Origin of the sequence: Actinomycetospora straminea (assembly GCF_028737255.1) — a bacterium.
GTDB lineage: Bacteria > Actinomycetota > Actinomycetes > Mycobacteriales > Pseudonocardiaceae > Actinomycetospora > Actinomycetospora straminea.
Genome location: NZ_JAQZAN010000001.1, coordinates 114,786 through 129,393, shown reverse-complemented (window position 1 = coordinate 129,393; position 14,608 = coordinate 114,786). Strand labels below are relative to the sequence as shown.

Here is a 14,608-nt window from a genome sequence, read left to right as displayed (position 1 = left end):
CCGGGGCTCAGCGGTGCACCGAGAGCAGGCACCCGGGGCAGTCGGCCTGCTCGGCGCGCAGGCCGGGCACGACCTGCTCGACCGCCGCGCCGCAGCGCGCCCGCAGGCCGGTGGGGTCGCCGAGCTCGCCGGCGGTGACGTCGACGACGTGGCGCCGCCGGTCGTCCCGCCCGGCGGCGACGAGCACGAGCGTGCCGTCCGGGGCCGGGTCGCCGGGTGTGGGGCGGCGCGGCGGCTCGGGCTCGGGGGGCCGGTCGCCCAGCGGGGGCGGCGGGGTCGAGGACGGCATGGGGTCGAGCCCGCTCGACGGGCGTCGGGTGGGCCGGGCGTCGGGGTGTCCGGGGTCGGGGACGGTCATGACACGCTCCCTCGTCGGTGTCCGAGCGATGCGGCATCGCCGGCGTCCACCGCCAGGATCGCCACATCCTCGCTCGCGCGACACGCCGTGGCGTGCGCGCCGACAACGGTAGGTCGCCGACCCCGCCCTGTCGGCCCCGCGCCCGTTCACCCACGGCGAACCCGCGCCCCTGCGCTGCCGAGGAACGCCGAGCGCCGCCGAGCGCCGCCCGGACTGCGCACCGGAGATCAGCAGGACCTCAGGCACCTCGGACGGCCGCGCGAGGTGCCTCACGTCCTGCTGATCACGGACTGGGGCGACGGGGGAGGGCCGCCGGACCGGGCGCGCCGGAGGGCCGAAGGGGCCGGAGTGCCGGACTGCCGGCCCGGGCGTCAGAGCGCGACCGGGTCCACGCGCCCGTCGGGGTGGTGCACGGCCGCCGCGACGACGAGGTCGGCGACGTCGGGGACGGCGTGCTCCACCGACACCTCGGCGACGGCCCGCCCGGGTGGCCAGTCGGCGAGGCGGCGCGCGGTGTGCGGCCCGCGGCGCGGCGGGTTGATCAGCGTCGCGCCCATGTTGATCGGGGAGAGCCGCACGGCGTCCGCGTGCCGGGCGAGCAGCCGTGCGGTGTCGATCTCGAGCACGAGGTGGGCGCGGGCTCGGTAGGCGCGCGCCGCGAGCAGGCCCCTCACCCGCCGGCGGGTCGGCCAGAAGTACACCCGCCCGTTGAGCATCCGGTAGAAGTCGGGGATCGCCATGCCGTCGAGGCAGCGGGCGAGCTGGCCGTCGTGCAGCACCCCGTTGTCGCGCAGGACGACCCCGTCGCCCAGCGGCACCGCGGTCGTCCGACGTCCCGTGACCAGGGCGGACGGCGCACCGAACCGCTCGACGAGGGCGGCGGCGCTCGCCAGGCCGTGCTCGCGGATCGACGGCCAGGCCCCGGCCTCGGCCATGTGGAACAGCCGCGGGTGCCGGGCGGCGAGGTCGCCGGGCGTGGGCCCGGCGCCGCTCACGAGCGGCGGCGGGGCAGGGGCATCGTCGTGGGCCCGGCGCCGGCGTCCTCGCGGTCGTCACGGGGGGCGCGCCGCGCGGCCGGCAGCTCGCGCAGGCCGTCGAGCACCCGGGCGAGGACCTCGGGCCGGGGCGAGGGCACGGGCCCCACGGCGACCTCGGCGGCGAGGTCGGCGAGGCCGGAGAGGTCGGAGAGGTCGGCGAGCCCGGCGGGATCGGACCGGGTGGTGTCGGGCGTCCCGGTCGGGTCCAGCACGGACTCGCCGGCGTCACGATCGGGGGTCACCCGTCCGAGCGTAGGACGGGGGTCACAGCAGCGGGGTGCACGCCCGCGTCCGGGCGGGCGACGGCGGGCTGGGCGCGACGAACCGCAGCTCGGCGTGGCGGACCGCGTGGCATCGCGTGTCGACGGGCTGTCACCCTGGGCCGGTCCGGGCCGGGCCGCAGCGTGGGGCGCGTAACGCGCGCCGCTCGTCGTCCGAGAGGTACGGGAGTGACCGGCCGACGGCGGGCGGTCGACGGGAGCAGGGGTGGTCGGGGAATGAGCATCGGCGGCATGGTCGACGGCGGGGGGCCGGCACCGGACCAGGACGAGGAGCGCGGGCGGCGGCGGCGCGGGGTCCGCGCGCTGGTCTACGGGCTGATCGCCCTGCTGGTGCTGGTCCTGCTCGCGGCGGCGGGCGTCGTCATCGTCACCCAGCAGCTGGGCTCGCAGGTCGGGCGCTACCCGTCGGTGTTCGCCCCGATCGACCCGTCCACGCGACCCGCGGACGCCGCCGGCCAGACGTTCCTGCTGATCGGCACCGACTCCCGCTCGCCCGAGCCGACCACCGGCACCGACGCCGCGCCCGACGCCGTGTTCGGCTCGCAGCGCAGCGACGTGATCATGGTGGCGTCGATCGCGGAGGACGGGCAGAGCGCGAGCATCGTCTCGATCCCGCGCGACTCCTACGTCGACATCCCGGGCCGCGGCCAGAACAAGATCAACGCCGCGCTCGCGTTCGGCGGCCCGCCGCTGCTGATCCAGACCGTCGAGCAGCTCACCCGCGTGCACATCGACCACTACGCCGTCATCGACTTCGCGGGCTTCGCGCAGATGACCGACGCCGTCGGCGGCATCGACGTCAACGTCGGGCAGGAGTCCGAGCGCGACGGCGTCGTCGTCCCGGCCGGCGAGCAGCGCCTCAACGGCGAGCAGGCCCTGGTCTACGTCCGCGAGCGCAAGAGCCTGCCCGGCGGCGACCTCGACCGCGTCCGCCGCCAGCAGGCGGCCCTGCGCGCGTTCCTCGAGAAGGCGCTGTCGTCCGGCACGCTGTCCAGCCCGACCGGCGCGTACAACCTCGTCGACACGGTGACCCGCCACGTCGGCGTCGACGACTCGCTGTCCAACACCGGCCTGGCCCAGCTCGCCTTCGGGATGCGCGACCTGCGGAACTCGAACGTCTCGTTCCTGACGGTGCCGGTGACCGGGACGGGGACGGAGGGCGACCAGTCGGTCGTCTACCTCGACGAGGGCGCCGGGCGTGACCTGTGGTTCGCGGTGAACACGGACACGGTGCCGCAGTGGGTCGCCCAGCGCCCGCAGGAGCAGCTCTCGGACACGCCGCGCTAGATCCGGGTATGCCTGGACCATGAGCTGGGACGTCGTGGTCGTCGGCGCGGGCTCGGCCGGCTGCGCGCTGGCCGGGCGCCTCACCGAGGACCCGCGCCGGCGCGTGCTGCTGCTCGAGTGCGGGACGGCGGTGTCCGACGCGGCCGCGTACGGCGCGGACGTCCGCGCCGTCGCCTCGCTCGCGGCCGCGGACCCCGACGGCCCGCACACCTGGGACGTCCGCGTCGAGCTCCTGCCCGGCCGGCACACCCGGGTCGGGCGCGGGCGACTCCTGGGCGGGTCGAGCGCGGTCAACGGCGCCAACCACCTCCGGGCGACGCGCGCGGACCTCGACGCGTGGCCGGGGTGGTCGTACGACGCGACGCTGCCCTACTACATCCGCGGCGAGCGCGACCTCGACATGCGCGGCCCGCTGCACGGGGACGCGGGGCCGGTGCCGGTCGTGCGCCCCGCGGGCGAGCTGCGCGCGCCGGTCACCGAGCGGTTCCTCGCGGCCGCGGCCCGGGTCGGCGTGCCCGCCGAGCCCGACAAGAACGGCGACCAGCCCCCCGGCGCGGGGCTCGTGCCGGGCAACGTGCGGCGCGGGGTGCGGGTGAACGCGGCGATGGCCTACGTGCTGCCGCACCTCGCGCGGGAGAACCTCGCCGTCCGCGGTGACGTCACCGTCGCCCGGGTGCTGCTCGACGGCGACCGCGCCGTCGGCGTGGAGAGCACCGATGGCGAGCGGATCGAGGCCGGCGAGGTGGTGCTCGCGGCCGGGTCGGTGTGCACCCCGCAGCTGCTCGCGCTCTCGGGCGTCGGGCCGCCCGACGCCCTGCACACCGCGGGCCTGCCCGTGCGCCACGAGCTCCCCGGCGTCGGGCGGGGCTACAGCGACCACCCGAGCGTCTACCTGGCCTTCCCCGACCCCGGTGAGGGCCTGCACCCCGAGGCGCCCGGCGCCCAGGCGGCGGTGCACCTCGACTCCGGCGACGACCCGGCCGGTGACCTCGAGATCCTCCTGTTCGCGCGGCCCTTCGCGCCGGGCGGGTCGTGCCACCTCATGTGCGCGGTGCAGGCCCCGGAGAGCCGCGGGGTCATGTCCTTCGCGTCGGCGCCCGGCGAGTGCCCGCGCCTCGAGCACCGCTACCTGGTCACCGGTCGCGACCGGGCCCGCATGCGCCAGGTCGTGCGCCGGGCGGGGGAGCTGCTCGCGGCCGGGGGGCTCGCGCTCGACCCCGGCCGCGGCCGCGACGACCGCGCCCTCGACGCCTGGATCACCGCGCACGTCACGACGTCGGCGCACCTGTGCAGCACCGCGAAGCTCGGCCCGGCGTCGGACCCCGAGGCCGTCGTGGACCCCGAGCTGCGCGTGCACGGGCTCTGCGGACTGCGGGTCGTCGACACGTCGGTGCTGCCGACCGTGCCCCGCCGCGGGCCCGCCGCGACCGCCCTGATGCTGGGCGAGCGGGCCGCCGACCTGATCGCCGGGACGGTCGCCGGGGTCGCCACGCGCCCCGCGTGACGCCCGGTTCGTCCCCGTCCGCGACCTGCTGTCCGGTCACGTCCCCGCACACGGTCACAGCTGCGACACGATGGTGTGATCGCTGCTCACGTCCTCGGTGATCGCGACGACACTCCCCACGAGACCCGCTCGAGGTCATCGAGGAGAGCCGATGTCGTTCCTGCGCCGCCGTGCCGACGCCCCGTCGGAGCGTGCCGACGACACGCCCCCGCGCCTCACCCGCGCCGAGCGCAAGGCCGCGAAGGCCGAGCAGGCCGCGGCGGCCGAGTACGCCGCCCGCGTCGCGCGCGCCCAGCGCCGCCTCGCCCAGGCCACCGGGCCGCTGCCCGTCGTGACCCCGCGCCGCTCGTCGGACGAGGCCGTCCCGACCGAGTGAGGCGCGCGGAGCTCCCTGGTCCGGCTCCGGCCCGCTGCGCCGGCGTGGAATCCTGCGCGGCGTGCGTGACCGGCTGGCCGCGACCGTGGTCGCCCCCCTCCTGACGGCGGTGCTGACGACGCTGCTGCTCGCCGGCTGCGGGGGCGCGCCCACGGAGGCGGCCCCGCCGCCCGCCTTCGACCCGCCCACCGGCTTCGGCGCCCCCACCGGGACGATCTTCGGGGGTTCGGGCACGTCGGTGTTCGGGCGGGACGCCGACGCGCTGCCCGCGGCCCTCGTCGGCACCGCGATCTGGGCCACCGACGGCGGGCGCATCGCGCGCCTCGACTCCACCGGCACCCCGGTCCCGGGCACCGACGCGCCACCCGGCCGCTTCGCCGCCGGGCGCCCCGTCGCGAGCCCGGACGGCGCGGTGCTGGTCGGCGCGGGCAGCGTCGTCCCGGGGTCGGGCACCACGCCGCCCGGCCTCGCCGTCGACCTCCTCGCCTTCGACGCGGCGAGCGGCGCACTGCGCTGGAGCGCGCCGACCGTGCTGCCGTGGACCGAGCGCCCGCCCGCCGTCGCGATGGAGGTGGCCGGGGTGGTGGCCGGGGTCGCGGTGCTCACCGCGAGCACCGACACCCAGCGCACCGCGCTCGGCGTCGACCTCACCACCCGGCGGGTGCTGTGGACCGCCGACGGCATCGCGGTCGACGCCCTGCTCGCCGACGGCCCGGCCGGCGGCACCGCGGTCGGGGTCGCCACGACGCCGGGGGAGAGCGGTGCCTACGCCGACTCGACGGTCGTCGGGCTCGACGTCGTCACGGGGCTGCGGCGCTTCGCGCTGCCCGAGGTGCTGCGCGACCCGCGGATCACCGTCGCCGGGCCGGGGCTCGCCGTGGTCAGCGGGCGGACGACGGCGACGACGCTGTCCGCGCCGTCGGCGTCGCTGCGCTTCGTCGACCCGCGCGGGGCCACCGTGCGCACCTTTGACGTCGGCCGCACCTACACGCCGCCGCGCTGCGTCTGGGACCAGGCCGCCACCACCGTCTGCGGCGGCGACACCCGCCTCTTCGCCGTCGACGCGGGCACGGCCGCCCCGCTGTGGGAACTGCCGGACCCCGCCGCCAACCGCGTCGCCCCCCAGATGACGACGGCCTGGCACGGCGCGGTGTACGGGACGACGGTCAACGGCCCCGTCGTGCTCGACGCGCGCACGGGCGCCGACCGCGAGACCCGGCCCGGCGCCGCGCCGGTGCTGGTCAACGCCTACCTCGGCCTCGGTGTCGAGACCACCGGCGTCGCGGGCTTCGGCGGCGGCGCGGCGATCACGCCGGCGACGCGCTGAGCCGCGTCGGGTCTCCCCGGCGCGGGTAGCCGCCCCGCATGGGCGACTTCCAGCACAGCATCGACGTCCGCCGCCCGCCGGAGGAGGTCTTCGCGTACCTCTCCGACGCCGAGCACCTGCCCGAGTGGGTCAGCGGCCTGCAGCAGGCGAAGCGCGCCGGCGGGGACGAGGTCGACGTCGTCGCGGTCGGCGGCGGCGAGCAGCACGAGGACCGGGCCTGGATGCACGCCGACGCCGACGCGCGCAGCGTGCGGTGGGGCGCCGACCGGGTCTCGGACTACCACGGCGAGCTCTTCGTGACCGGCATCGGCGACGAGGACTCGCGGGTCACCGTCAGCCTGCACACGCCCGGCACGGACGACCCCGAGCACCACGACCAGGTCCAGCAGGACCTCGAGCGGACCCTCGCCGACCTCGAACGGCGGCTCGACGGTTCCGCGACGGGCTGAGCGAGCGACAGGACGGGTGATCATCGCGCGCGTCGGGGTCCCCTGAATCGTTCGACGTGGCGACGGTCACTCGGGCATGGCATCGTGGGCGGTTCCGGAGCCGAGTGAGCGGAGAGCTCGTGCGCATCCCGTTCGTCCGTCGCCGTCCCACCAGCCGTGCCAGCAGCCGTGCCGCCGAGGTCACCACCCGCCGGGCCGGCGCGTCCGGCACCGCCCGGGCCACCACCACGGCGCGCGTCGTGCCCGGTCCCGAGGTCATGGTCGGGATGGAGTACCTCGACACCCCGGCACGCGAGGCGATCCGGCCGCCCGCGCCGGAGGTGGCGGTCTGCGGCATCGACCCCCAGGTCCCCGGCACCCCCGCGGTGCCGCGGCTGCACGTCGTCGTCCCCGGGGACGCCCCGCGTCCCGACACGGTCGGTGAGCTGCTCGACCGGGCCGGCGACGGCGTGCGCGTCCGGCGGCTGACCGTCGATGTCCGCGGCCTGCGCGACGTGCTCGAGAGCCGCGGCGGCTGGAACCTGCTCGCCTCCCTCGTGCGCGAGCCGGCCGACCGCGTCACCAACGCCGTCTTCCGCGCGACCATGGCGCGCCCCACGCCGGAGGGGGCCGGGCCGGCCGGGTCGCTGCTCGAGGACGGCGACGTCGACGTCGAGGTGTGCATCGTCGGCGAGGGCGACACGGTCGCCGGCCGCTGCCGCCGCGAGCTGGGGCGCGGGCGCCTGTCGCTGACGACGTTCCTCGCCGACTCCGAGCGGCTCACCCGCCGGCTCGCCGAGGCCCTGGCGCGCCCGCGCGACCGCGGCACCCGGCGCTCGTTCGAGCACGCGCTGGCCGACGTCCTCGCCGACGCGCCGCTGTCGGAGCTGCTCGGACGCCACCGCGCCGCGCCCTACTGCTCGGTGCCGGGCACCTGGGCGACGCCCCCGACGCCGGCCACCCCGGCGCCGCGGCGCGGCGACCTCGCCGTGCAGGTCGACACGACGGTGCCGCTGGAGGAAGCGGCGCGCTGAGTCCGCCTGCCTACGTGGTGTGGACGATCAGCACGTCGGTGGGGGCGCGGCGGGAGACCTCGGCGGGCACCGACCCGAGCAGGCGCCCGGCGAAGCTCGCGAGCCCCTTGTTGCCGACCACGACCAGGTCGGCGTGGTGCAGCTCGACCTTGTCGCAGATGGCCTGCACCGGCTCGCCCTCGACCGCGACGGTGTTGACCTCGTCGGCGCCCTCGCGCCGGGCGACGTCGCGGGCGTCGCGGAGCTTCTCCTCGGCGGGGTTCGCGCCGATGATCTTGTACGCCTCGTCGCCGAGCGCGCGCTCCGCCTCGGCCTGGTCGCGCCCGCCCGGGCGGCTCGAGCGCTCGTAGGCACAGATGATGAGGAGCTTGGCGCCCGCGTCCGCGGCGATCCGGGCGGCGCGCCCGACGGCGAGCGTGGCCGAGGAGGACCCGTCCGTGCCCACGGCCACCAGCTTGTAGTCACCCACGGCGGCACCCTAGGGGTCGCCCGCGCGGGCGTTCCCGCAGGGTGGCGGCGGCCCGTCCGCCCACCCCGGGTCGCTTCGCGGGGGGAGATCGGACAGACTGTGCGCGAGCGCCCGGCCGACGACGTCGGTCACCGGGTGCCGCGCAGCGACCGAACAGCGACCCACAGGCGGTGCAGCCGGCGATGACCCTGGCGAGTGGCTACTTCGTGCTCAGCCCGATCTGGCACGAGATCGTGATCGGGCTGATCGCGTTCGGCGCGCTCTACCTCGTCATGAGCCGGGTCCTGCTGCCGCGGCTGGAGAAGGTCTACAGCGAGCGCCACGACCGCATCGAGGGCGGCTTCGAGCGCGCCGAGCAGGCCCGCGCCGAGGCGCGCCGCGTGCACACCGAGTACCGCACCCGCATCGGCGAGGCCCGCGACGAGGCCGCCCGCATCCGCGACACCGCGCGCGAGGAGGGCCAGCGCCGCAGCGACGAGGTCCTCGCCGCCGCGCGCGAGGAGGCGTCGTCGTTCGTCGCCCAGGGTCGCGAGGAGCTCGCCTCCCAGCGCTCGTCGGTGGCCTCGGACCTGCAGCCCGACGTGGCCCGCCTGTCCCGCCGCCTCGCCGGCCGCCTGCTGGGCCGCGAGGTCGGTGACGACGAGTACCGCCAGATCGTCGACGAGTACCAGACGCAGCGCGTCTGAGCCCCGCCGCGCGGCGCCGTGCGCTGCGCGAACCGGAAGGATCGGACACGTCGATCACGGTCCGGTCACGATCACGGTGTGTCGTGCCCTTCCGGCGTCGTGTCGGTAACGAGCCCGCCGGACCGCCCCGATGAGTGTCCGAGGACACATCGGGGGGACGGGGCGGGCACATGGTCGGTGGAGGAGACGGTCGTGGGGGCCGTCGTGGGGACGGGAGCGGCGCCGACGGCGTCCTCGGTGTGCGGGGTGCGCGGGTACGCCGGCTCCGGACCGCCCTCGCGCGCGGCGCGGCCGTGGGTCTGCTGGTCGCCGGCGGGCTGGTGCTCGGGGCGGAGCTGCCCGACCCCGGTCCCGCCCTGGCCGCCGACCCCGTGCCCGCCCCGGCGCCGGTGCCGTACGGCGGAGCGCTCGAGGCCCCGGAACCGGGCGGGTCGTTCGCCGACGAGCAGGTGCTCGAGGTGGCGATGCTCGGCCTCGGCGCGGTGAACGGGCTGGCGTTCGCCGGCGTCGTCATCGTCAGCCGGTTTCGCGGGAGCTCGGTGTCGGCCACCCGGCGGGCGCTGATGACGCGGACCGGCCGCGGCGTGCCCTCCGGCCCGCGGCCCCGGGACCTGCACTGACGCCCCCGGTGGTGCCCTCGCCGGCGGGCTCGGGACCATCTGTGCCGGAGGGTGAGCGCCCACACGGACCAAGCGATAGCGTCCAACGGCCGCACCTCGTGGTGGTGAGCGGTCCAACGGGTGAAGGAGATCCCCCGAACGGGCTGTTCCGCGAGCCGTCCGCAACGCGTCAGGCTGGCGGGGACGATCCACCGGGTGACCCTGTGTCGCCGCATCGACGCCCTGGGCGCACCCGGCGGCGACACGACCTCGCCCATGAAGGAGCGCCGTTGTCGACCGACGCCGCGACCCCGGAGACACTCGTGACGGCCGAACCCGACGGTGGGGTGCACGACGGGGCGCAGGAGAGGGCCGAGGACAGGACGGGGGACGCCGGGCCCGCTGCCGACGCCACCGCCGCCGACGCGACCACGGCCGACCCGACGCCCACGAGCGCCGCGGACCCGGCCGCGACCGGCGCGACCGCCACCGCGGACGAGCCCGGCGATGCCGAGTCCCGCCCCGAGCCGCCCGAGCCCGTGGTGCCCGCCCCGCGGGCGGCGAGTGGGGCGGTCCCCGCCGCCGACCGGACGCCGGCCACCGGGCAGGACCCCGAGCCGGTCACCGAGGACGAAGCCGCTGTCCCCTCGCCGGTGCCCGACGAGCCCGCCGGCGGCCGCCTGACCGCCCGGATGCGCGAGGCCCGCGAGCGCCTGGAGCCGGAGGAGACGGTCATCCCCGCGCCCCGCACCCCCCAGGGCGTGGTCCCACCCGCCGTGTTCGGCCGGGCCGGCGCCGCGCCGGCCGAGCTGGTCGGTGCCGTCGACCAGCTCGTCGCGGAGCTCGCCCACCTCGAGGGCGGCAGCGACGACGACCCCGACCGCCGCGCGCTCCTGCGCGCGCTCGACCTGTCCGCGTCCGGCGTGCCCGAGGCGGGGTGGTCGACCGGCCTCGCCGCCGACGACCTCGCCGGCGCCGTCGAGATCGCGACCACGCTGCACGAGGCGGCGGAGCTGCTGCTCGGGCGTCTCGACGCCGAGGAGCGCGCCGCGTCGGCGGTGGAGGTCGACGCGGTCGTCACCGCGCTGCGCGTCGCGCGCGTCGTGCTCGACCTGGAGGCGTTCGCCCGCCACGGGCGCTGATCGACCCGCCGTACCCCGACGCCGGGCCCCGGGAGGACGATCGGGTCCCGTGGCGAGCGTGGCGGTGGTGGGCGCGGGTGCGATCGGCGGCGTCCTCGCAGCGCTGGCGGCCGAGCGGGGGCACGAGGTCACGGTGTGCGTGCGCACGCCGTTCGACGAGCTGCACGTAACCCGCGGGGGCGTCGAGCGCGCGGTGCCGGCCACCGTCGCGACCGACCCCGCCGAGGTCGGCGCCGCCGACTGGGTGCTGCTCGCGACGAAGGCGCAGGACACGCCGTCGGCGGCGGGCTGGCTCGCGGCGCTGACGGGTCCGGGCGCGGTCGTCGTGGTCGCGCAGAACGGCGTGGACCACGCGCGCCGCGTCGACGGTCTCGTCGACCCCGGGGCGACGGTGCTGCCGGCCTCGGTGCGCCTCGGGGCGGAGGCCGTGGCGCCCGGCCGGGTCGTCCACCACGGGTACGGACGGCTCACGGTGCCGGCCGGGGAGGCCGCCCGCGGGCTCGCGGCGCTCTTCGGTGCCGACCCCGGCGACGGCACGCCCGGGACGCCGGACGGCCTGTCCGTCGTGGCCAGCGACGACTTCACCACCGTCGCCTGGCGCAAGCTGCTCAGCAACGCCATCGCCAACCCCGTCACCGCCCTGACGGGCCGGCGCAACGACGTGCTCGCCGAGCCGGCGACGCGCGGTCTCGTCGTCGCGCTCGCCCGGGAGGTCGTGGCCGTCGGGCGGTCGGTGGGCGCCGCGCTCACCGACGCGGACGTGGACGCGCTCGTCGCGCACTACGCGGACATGCCCGCGGGCCTCGGGACCTCGATGCTCTACGACCGCCTCGCGGGCCGGCCGCTCGAGCACGAGTACCTCACCGGCGCGGTCGTCGGGACCGGGTCGCGCACGGGCGTCGCGACCCCGCTCAACGCCGCCGTGCTGGCCCTCCTCCGGGGGGTCCGCGCCACGAACGGGCAGGTCACCTGAGGGAACGGCTCGCGAGAACCGCTCTGGACTGCGACGATCGGCGGTATGGACGGTCGGGGAGACGGTGCGCCGCGGCGTTTCCGGCTCCTGTTCGTCTGTACCGGCAACATCTGCCGGTCGCCGTTCGCGCGGTTCCACGCCCGCGCGCTGCTCGAGATGCGGCTCGGCCCGCGGTGGGCGTCGTGGTTCGACGTCGCCAGCGGCGGGACGGGCGCGGTCGTCGGCGCGGAGATGCACCCCCTGTCGCGCGCGCAGCTCGGCCCGCTCGCGACGCACCCCGACGTCGCCGCCTTCCGGGCCCGCCAGCTGCCCGCGCGCGACGTCGAGCTCGCCGACCTCGTGCTCACCGTCAGCCGCTCGCACCGGTCGGCGGTGCTCGAGCTCGAGCCCCGCGCGCTGCGCAGCACGTTCACGATGCGCGAGTTCGCGCGCCTGCTCGGGAGCATCGACCCCGCCGAGCACGCCGCCCTGCCCGCCGACCCGCGCGAGCGCGCGCACGCCCTCGTCGCCGCGGCGCTCGCGCAGCGCGGTCAGGGCGCGCCGGTCGACGCCGAGGACGACGCCATCCCGGACCCGGTGCAGGGCGAGGTCGCCGAGCACGCCGAGGCCGCGCGCCTGATGCACGCCGCGATCCGGCCGCTGGTCGACGCGATCGGCGCTGGCGTGCCCTGGCCGATGCGCCCGCCGCGTCGACCGGCGCCGACCGGCCGGCACGGCATGCCCCCGGGGATGCCGGTGGCCCCGCCGCCGGGGATGCCGGTGGGCCCGCCGCCGGGGGTGCCGGTGGGGGCGCCACCCGGGATGCCGGCCGGGATGCCGCCGCGGGGCGGATCGGCCGGACCCCCGCTCGCACCGCCGGCCGGACACCCCGGCCCACCGCCCGGCGCGCCCGGCCGGCCCGGCGTCCCGCCGCCTGGCTCGCCGTTCCCGCCCGGCCCGCCGCACGGGGCCCCGGTGCCCGCGGGCCCGCCCGCCGCGCACGGCCCGACGGGCTCGCGCCCGCCGACGGGCCACCACGTCGCGCCCTCGGGGGCGATGACCGGGGACGCGTCCGTGCCCGGGCAGTACACGCCGCCGCGGACGTCGTCCACCGCCGAGCACGGCGAGGCCCACGCCCCCTCCCACGCCCGCTCCCACGCCCACCACGGCGACGGGGAGCAGCGACCCGCGTCGCGCTCCCGTCACGCCCGGCGGGACGACGAGGACGCGGTGGACGAGGACGCGGTGGGTGCGGTGGGTGAGGCCGCAGCCGACGGGACGTCCGCCGACGGGCGCCCGAGCGGCGACCGCTGGGCCTCGCTGCCCCGCGCGGGCCGCTGACCGGCGGCTGCGCGGCGGGACGCGCTCAGGTCGGCCAGGCGCCCTGGGCGCGCAGCGGGTGGCGGGCGAACGCGAAGCGCCGCGGGCGCACGCGCGCGGCGGCGGGCGGCGCGGGCGCGAGCAGCGGCGCCCAGAGGGCCCACGCGTCGGCGTCCCCGGCGGTGACCGGCACACCGTCGGCGGCCCGGTCGACGAGCTCGCGACACGGGGAGACGCCGCCCGCGGGGCGGACGACGCACACGCGCAGGCGCTCGCCGCCGGCGGTCACGTGCATCCCCGCGCGCGCCGAGCGGCCGACCTCGAGGACCAGCTCGTCCGGCGTCCCGTCGAAGCGCACGCCGCGCGTCGACTCGAAGCTCAGCCGCCCGCCGCGCAGGCGCAGGATGCCGGGCACGTGGGTGACCTCGCGGACGATCCAGGCGACGCCGGCGACGTCGGCGGAGGCCGTGGAGTCGGTGGAGGCCGTGAAGCCCTCCGGGAGCGCCTCGTGGTGGGCCGGACCGGGCGGCGCAGACCGCGGGGTGGGCACGGCGACGATCGCCGCGGAGGGGCCCGTCGTCGTGGGCCGGGGCGGGACGGTCATCGTGACCTCCTCCCGGGATGTTGCGGTGTCGTGACCTGACCTACACCCAACGCGCGAGCCCCCCGAGGTGTCATGCTCCGGTCGGGCGAGGCGCACCGGGCAAAGGAGTGGTCCGGTGCCGGGCGCGGAGCGTGAGGGGCGAGTCCGGGCCGGCCGGGTGATGCGGTGCCCCGGACGGCCCGGCCCGTGCTGCCCTGTGTGAGCGGTCGGTGGCATGCTGCCGCGCCGAGGGCGTAGTGCACGGCCCCCGGACCGGTGGCGCGGGCTGCGTCGCCGGCCCTGCTCCGGGGCGAGCACTACGGTCAGCAGCCACTCGGGGAGCGGATCGCCCTCGTCGACGACTTCGGGAGAACAGAGCGTGAGCAACCCCGGCGAGTACCACCAGCAGTCGGGTTTCGGAGCCCCTCCCGGAGGGCAGTACGGCCCGTCCGGCGGTGACCCGGCGGCCGGTGGCGCCGAGCCGTGGGGCGGGCAGCAGGGCGGCCAGGGCGGCCACGGGCAGCAGCCGGGGTACGGCCAGCCCGCGTACGGCGCACCCGGCCAGTCGTTCGCGCAGCCCGACCCCGGCTACGGGCAGCAGCCCGCCCCGTACGGCCAGCAGGGGTACGGCCAGGAGGGCTACGGGCAGCCCGGGTACGGCCAGCAGGGGTACGGCCAGCAGGGGTACGGCCAGGAGGGCTACGGCCAGCAGCCCGGGTACGGCCTGCCCGTCTACGGCCAGCAGCCCGGGCCGCCCGTGTACGGGGCGCCCGGCGGCGACCCCACCGAGGTCGTCGGCTCCCGCGTCGGGCAGTACATCCTCGACGCGCTGCTGACGGCGGTCCCGACGTTCGTCGTCCTGTTCGTGGTCATCGGCATCGCGGGCGCCACGACGGACCCGTCGACGGCGTTCACCGTCATCGGGATCGGCTACGTCCTCGCCCTGCTGCTGGGCCTCGGCGGCGGGTTCGCCGTGTTCGTCTACTGGCCCTCCACCCACCAGGGCCAGACGCCGGCGATGGGGTGGCTGAACATCCGCATCGTCCGCGAGGAGGACGGCGGCGTCCCGACCCTCGGGCAGTGCGCGGTGCGCTGGCTCCTCTTCGTCGTCGACGGCCTGTTCGCCGGCGTCGTCGGGCTCATCGTCATGTCGACCGCCGCGCGGCACCAGCGCGTGGGCGACATGGCCGCGCGGACCCTGGTCGTCCGGGCGTGACGGAGCGCG

General features: G+C 77.7%; 17 protein-coding genes. 12 read left to right on the top strand and 5 right to left on the bottom strand.

The window, feature by feature from the left end:
* Nucleotides 1–7: 7 nt before the first annotated feature.
* From PH190_RS00670 to PH190_RS00660, 3 genes are all read right to left on the bottom strand, one after another.
* Nucleotides 8–358, bottom strand: coding sequence for a hypothetical protein (locus PH190_RS00670; protein WP_274229577.1), 351 nt, complete (start codon nt 356–358; stop codon nt 8–10).
* 371 nt (nt 359–729) lie between these two features.
* On the bottom strand, nt 730–1,353 hold the full coding sequence (locus PH190_RS00665) for a DUF7002 family protein (protein WP_274229576.1): 624 nt from the start codon (nt 1,351–1,353) through the stop codon (nt 730–732).
* A complete protein-coding gene (locus PH190_RS00660) occupies nt 1,350–1,637 on the bottom strand; it encodes a hypothetical protein (protein WP_274229575.1) in 288 nt (95 codons plus the stop codon). The genes PH190_RS00665 and PH190_RS00660 overlap by 4 nt, the downstream gene beginning before the upstream one ends.
* Nucleotides 1,638–1,892: 255 nt before the next feature.
* Here PH190_RS00660 and PH190_RS00655 point away from each other — a divergent pair, with 255 nt between their 5' ends.
* The 6 genes from PH190_RS00655 (at nt 1,893) to PH190_RS00630 (ending at nt 7,632) form a co-directional block, all read left to right on the top strand.
* Complete coding sequence (locus PH190_RS00655; protein ID WP_274229574.1) at nt 1,893–2,963, top strand: LCP family protein; 1,071 nt, start codon at nt 1,893–1,895, stop codon at nt 2,961–2,963.
* A 19-nt stretch (nt 2,964–2,982) separates the two neighbouring features.
* A complete protein-coding gene (gene mftG / locus PH190_RS00650; RefSeq protein ID WP_274229573.1) occupies nt 2,983–4,467 on the top strand; it encodes a mycofactocin dehydrogenase MftG in 1,485 nt (494 codons plus the stop codon).
* A gap of 151 nt (nt 4,468–4,618) precedes the next feature.
* The gene (locus PH190_RS00645; RefSeq protein WP_274229572.1) at nt 4,619–4,843 is read left to right on the top strand and encodes a hypothetical protein; all 225 of its coding nucleotides are present in this window, start codon (nt 4,619–4,621) and stop codon (nt 4,841–4,843) included.
* 61 nt (nt 4,844–4,904) lie between these two features.
* A complete protein-coding gene (locus PH190_RS00640; RefSeq protein ID WP_274229571.1) occupies nt 4,905–6,170 on the top strand; it encodes a PQQ-binding-like beta-propeller repeat protein in 1,266 nt (421 codons plus the stop codon).
* Between the two features lie 38 nt (nt 6,171–6,208).
* A complete protein-coding gene (locus PH190_RS00635; RefSeq protein ID WP_274229570.1) occupies nt 6,209–6,619 on the top strand; it encodes an SRPBCC family protein in 411 nt (136 codons plus the stop codon).
* A 119-nt stretch (nt 6,620–6,738) separates the two neighbouring features.
* On the top strand, nt 6,739–7,632 hold the full coding sequence (locus PH190_RS00630; RefSeq protein WP_274229569.1) for a hypothetical protein: 894 nt from the start codon (nt 6,739–6,741) through the stop codon (nt 7,630–7,632).
* 10 nt (nt 7,633–7,642) lie between these two features.
* Here PH190_RS00630 and PH190_RS00625 read toward each other — a convergent pair whose 3' ends face one another.
* Complete coding sequence (locus tag PH190_RS00625; protein ID WP_274229568.1) at nt 7,643–8,101, bottom strand: universal stress protein; 459 nt, start codon at nt 8,099–8,101, stop codon at nt 7,643–7,645.
* A 182-nt stretch (nt 8,102–8,283) separates the two neighbouring features.
* On the opposite strand from PH190_RS00625, the gene atpF reads away from it, so the two are divergent.
* The 5 genes from atpF (at nt 8,284) to PH190_RS00600 (ending at nt 12,821) form a co-directional block, all read left to right on the top strand.
* Nucleotides 8,284–8,787, top strand: coding sequence for a F0F1 ATP synthase subunit B (atpF, locus tag PH190_RS00620; protein WP_274229567.1), 504 nt, complete (start codon nt 8,284–8,286; stop codon nt 8,785–8,787).
* A gap of 293 nt (nt 8,788–9,080) precedes the next feature.
* Nucleotides 9,081–9,407: a hypothetical protein gene (locus tag PH190_RS00615; protein ID WP_274229566.1), complete on the top strand. Its 327-nt coding sequence runs from the start codon at nt 9,081–9,083 to the stop codon at nt 9,405–9,407.
* 302 nt (nt 9,408–9,709) lie between these two features.
* Complete coding sequence (locus PH190_RS00610) at nt 9,710–10,528, top strand: hypothetical protein (RefSeq protein ID WP_274229565.1); 819 nt, start codon at nt 9,710–9,712, stop codon at nt 10,526–10,528.
* Nucleotides 10,529–10,577: 49 nt separating this feature from the next.
* On the top strand, nt 10,578–11,501 hold the full coding sequence (locus tag PH190_RS00605; protein ID WP_274229564.1) for a 2-dehydropantoate 2-reductase: 924 nt from the start codon (nt 10,578–10,580) through the stop codon (nt 11,499–11,501).
* A gap of 45 nt (nt 11,502–11,546) precedes the next feature.
* Nucleotides 11,547–12,821 carry an arsenate reductase/protein-tyrosine-phosphatase family protein gene (locus PH190_RS00600; protein WP_274229563.1) on the top strand — a complete coding sequence of 425 codons (1,275 nt, stop codon included), beginning with the start codon at nt 11,547–11,549 and terminating at the stop codon, nt 12,819–12,821.
* 25 nt (nt 12,822–12,846) lie between these two features.
* Here PH190_RS00600 and PH190_RS00595 read toward each other — a convergent pair whose 3' ends face one another.
* A complete protein-coding gene (locus PH190_RS00595) occupies nt 12,847–13,404 on the bottom strand; it encodes a hypothetical protein (protein WP_274229562.1) in 558 nt (185 codons plus the stop codon).
* A 358-nt stretch (nt 13,405–13,762) separates the two neighbouring features.
* Here PH190_RS00595 and PH190_RS00590 point away from each other — a divergent pair, with 358 nt between their 5' ends.
* On the top strand, nt 13,763–14,599 hold the full coding sequence (locus PH190_RS00590) for an RDD family protein (RefSeq protein WP_274229561.1): 837 nt from the start codon (nt 13,763–13,765) through the stop codon (nt 14,597–14,599).
* Nucleotides 14,600–14,608: the final 9 nt, after the last annotated feature.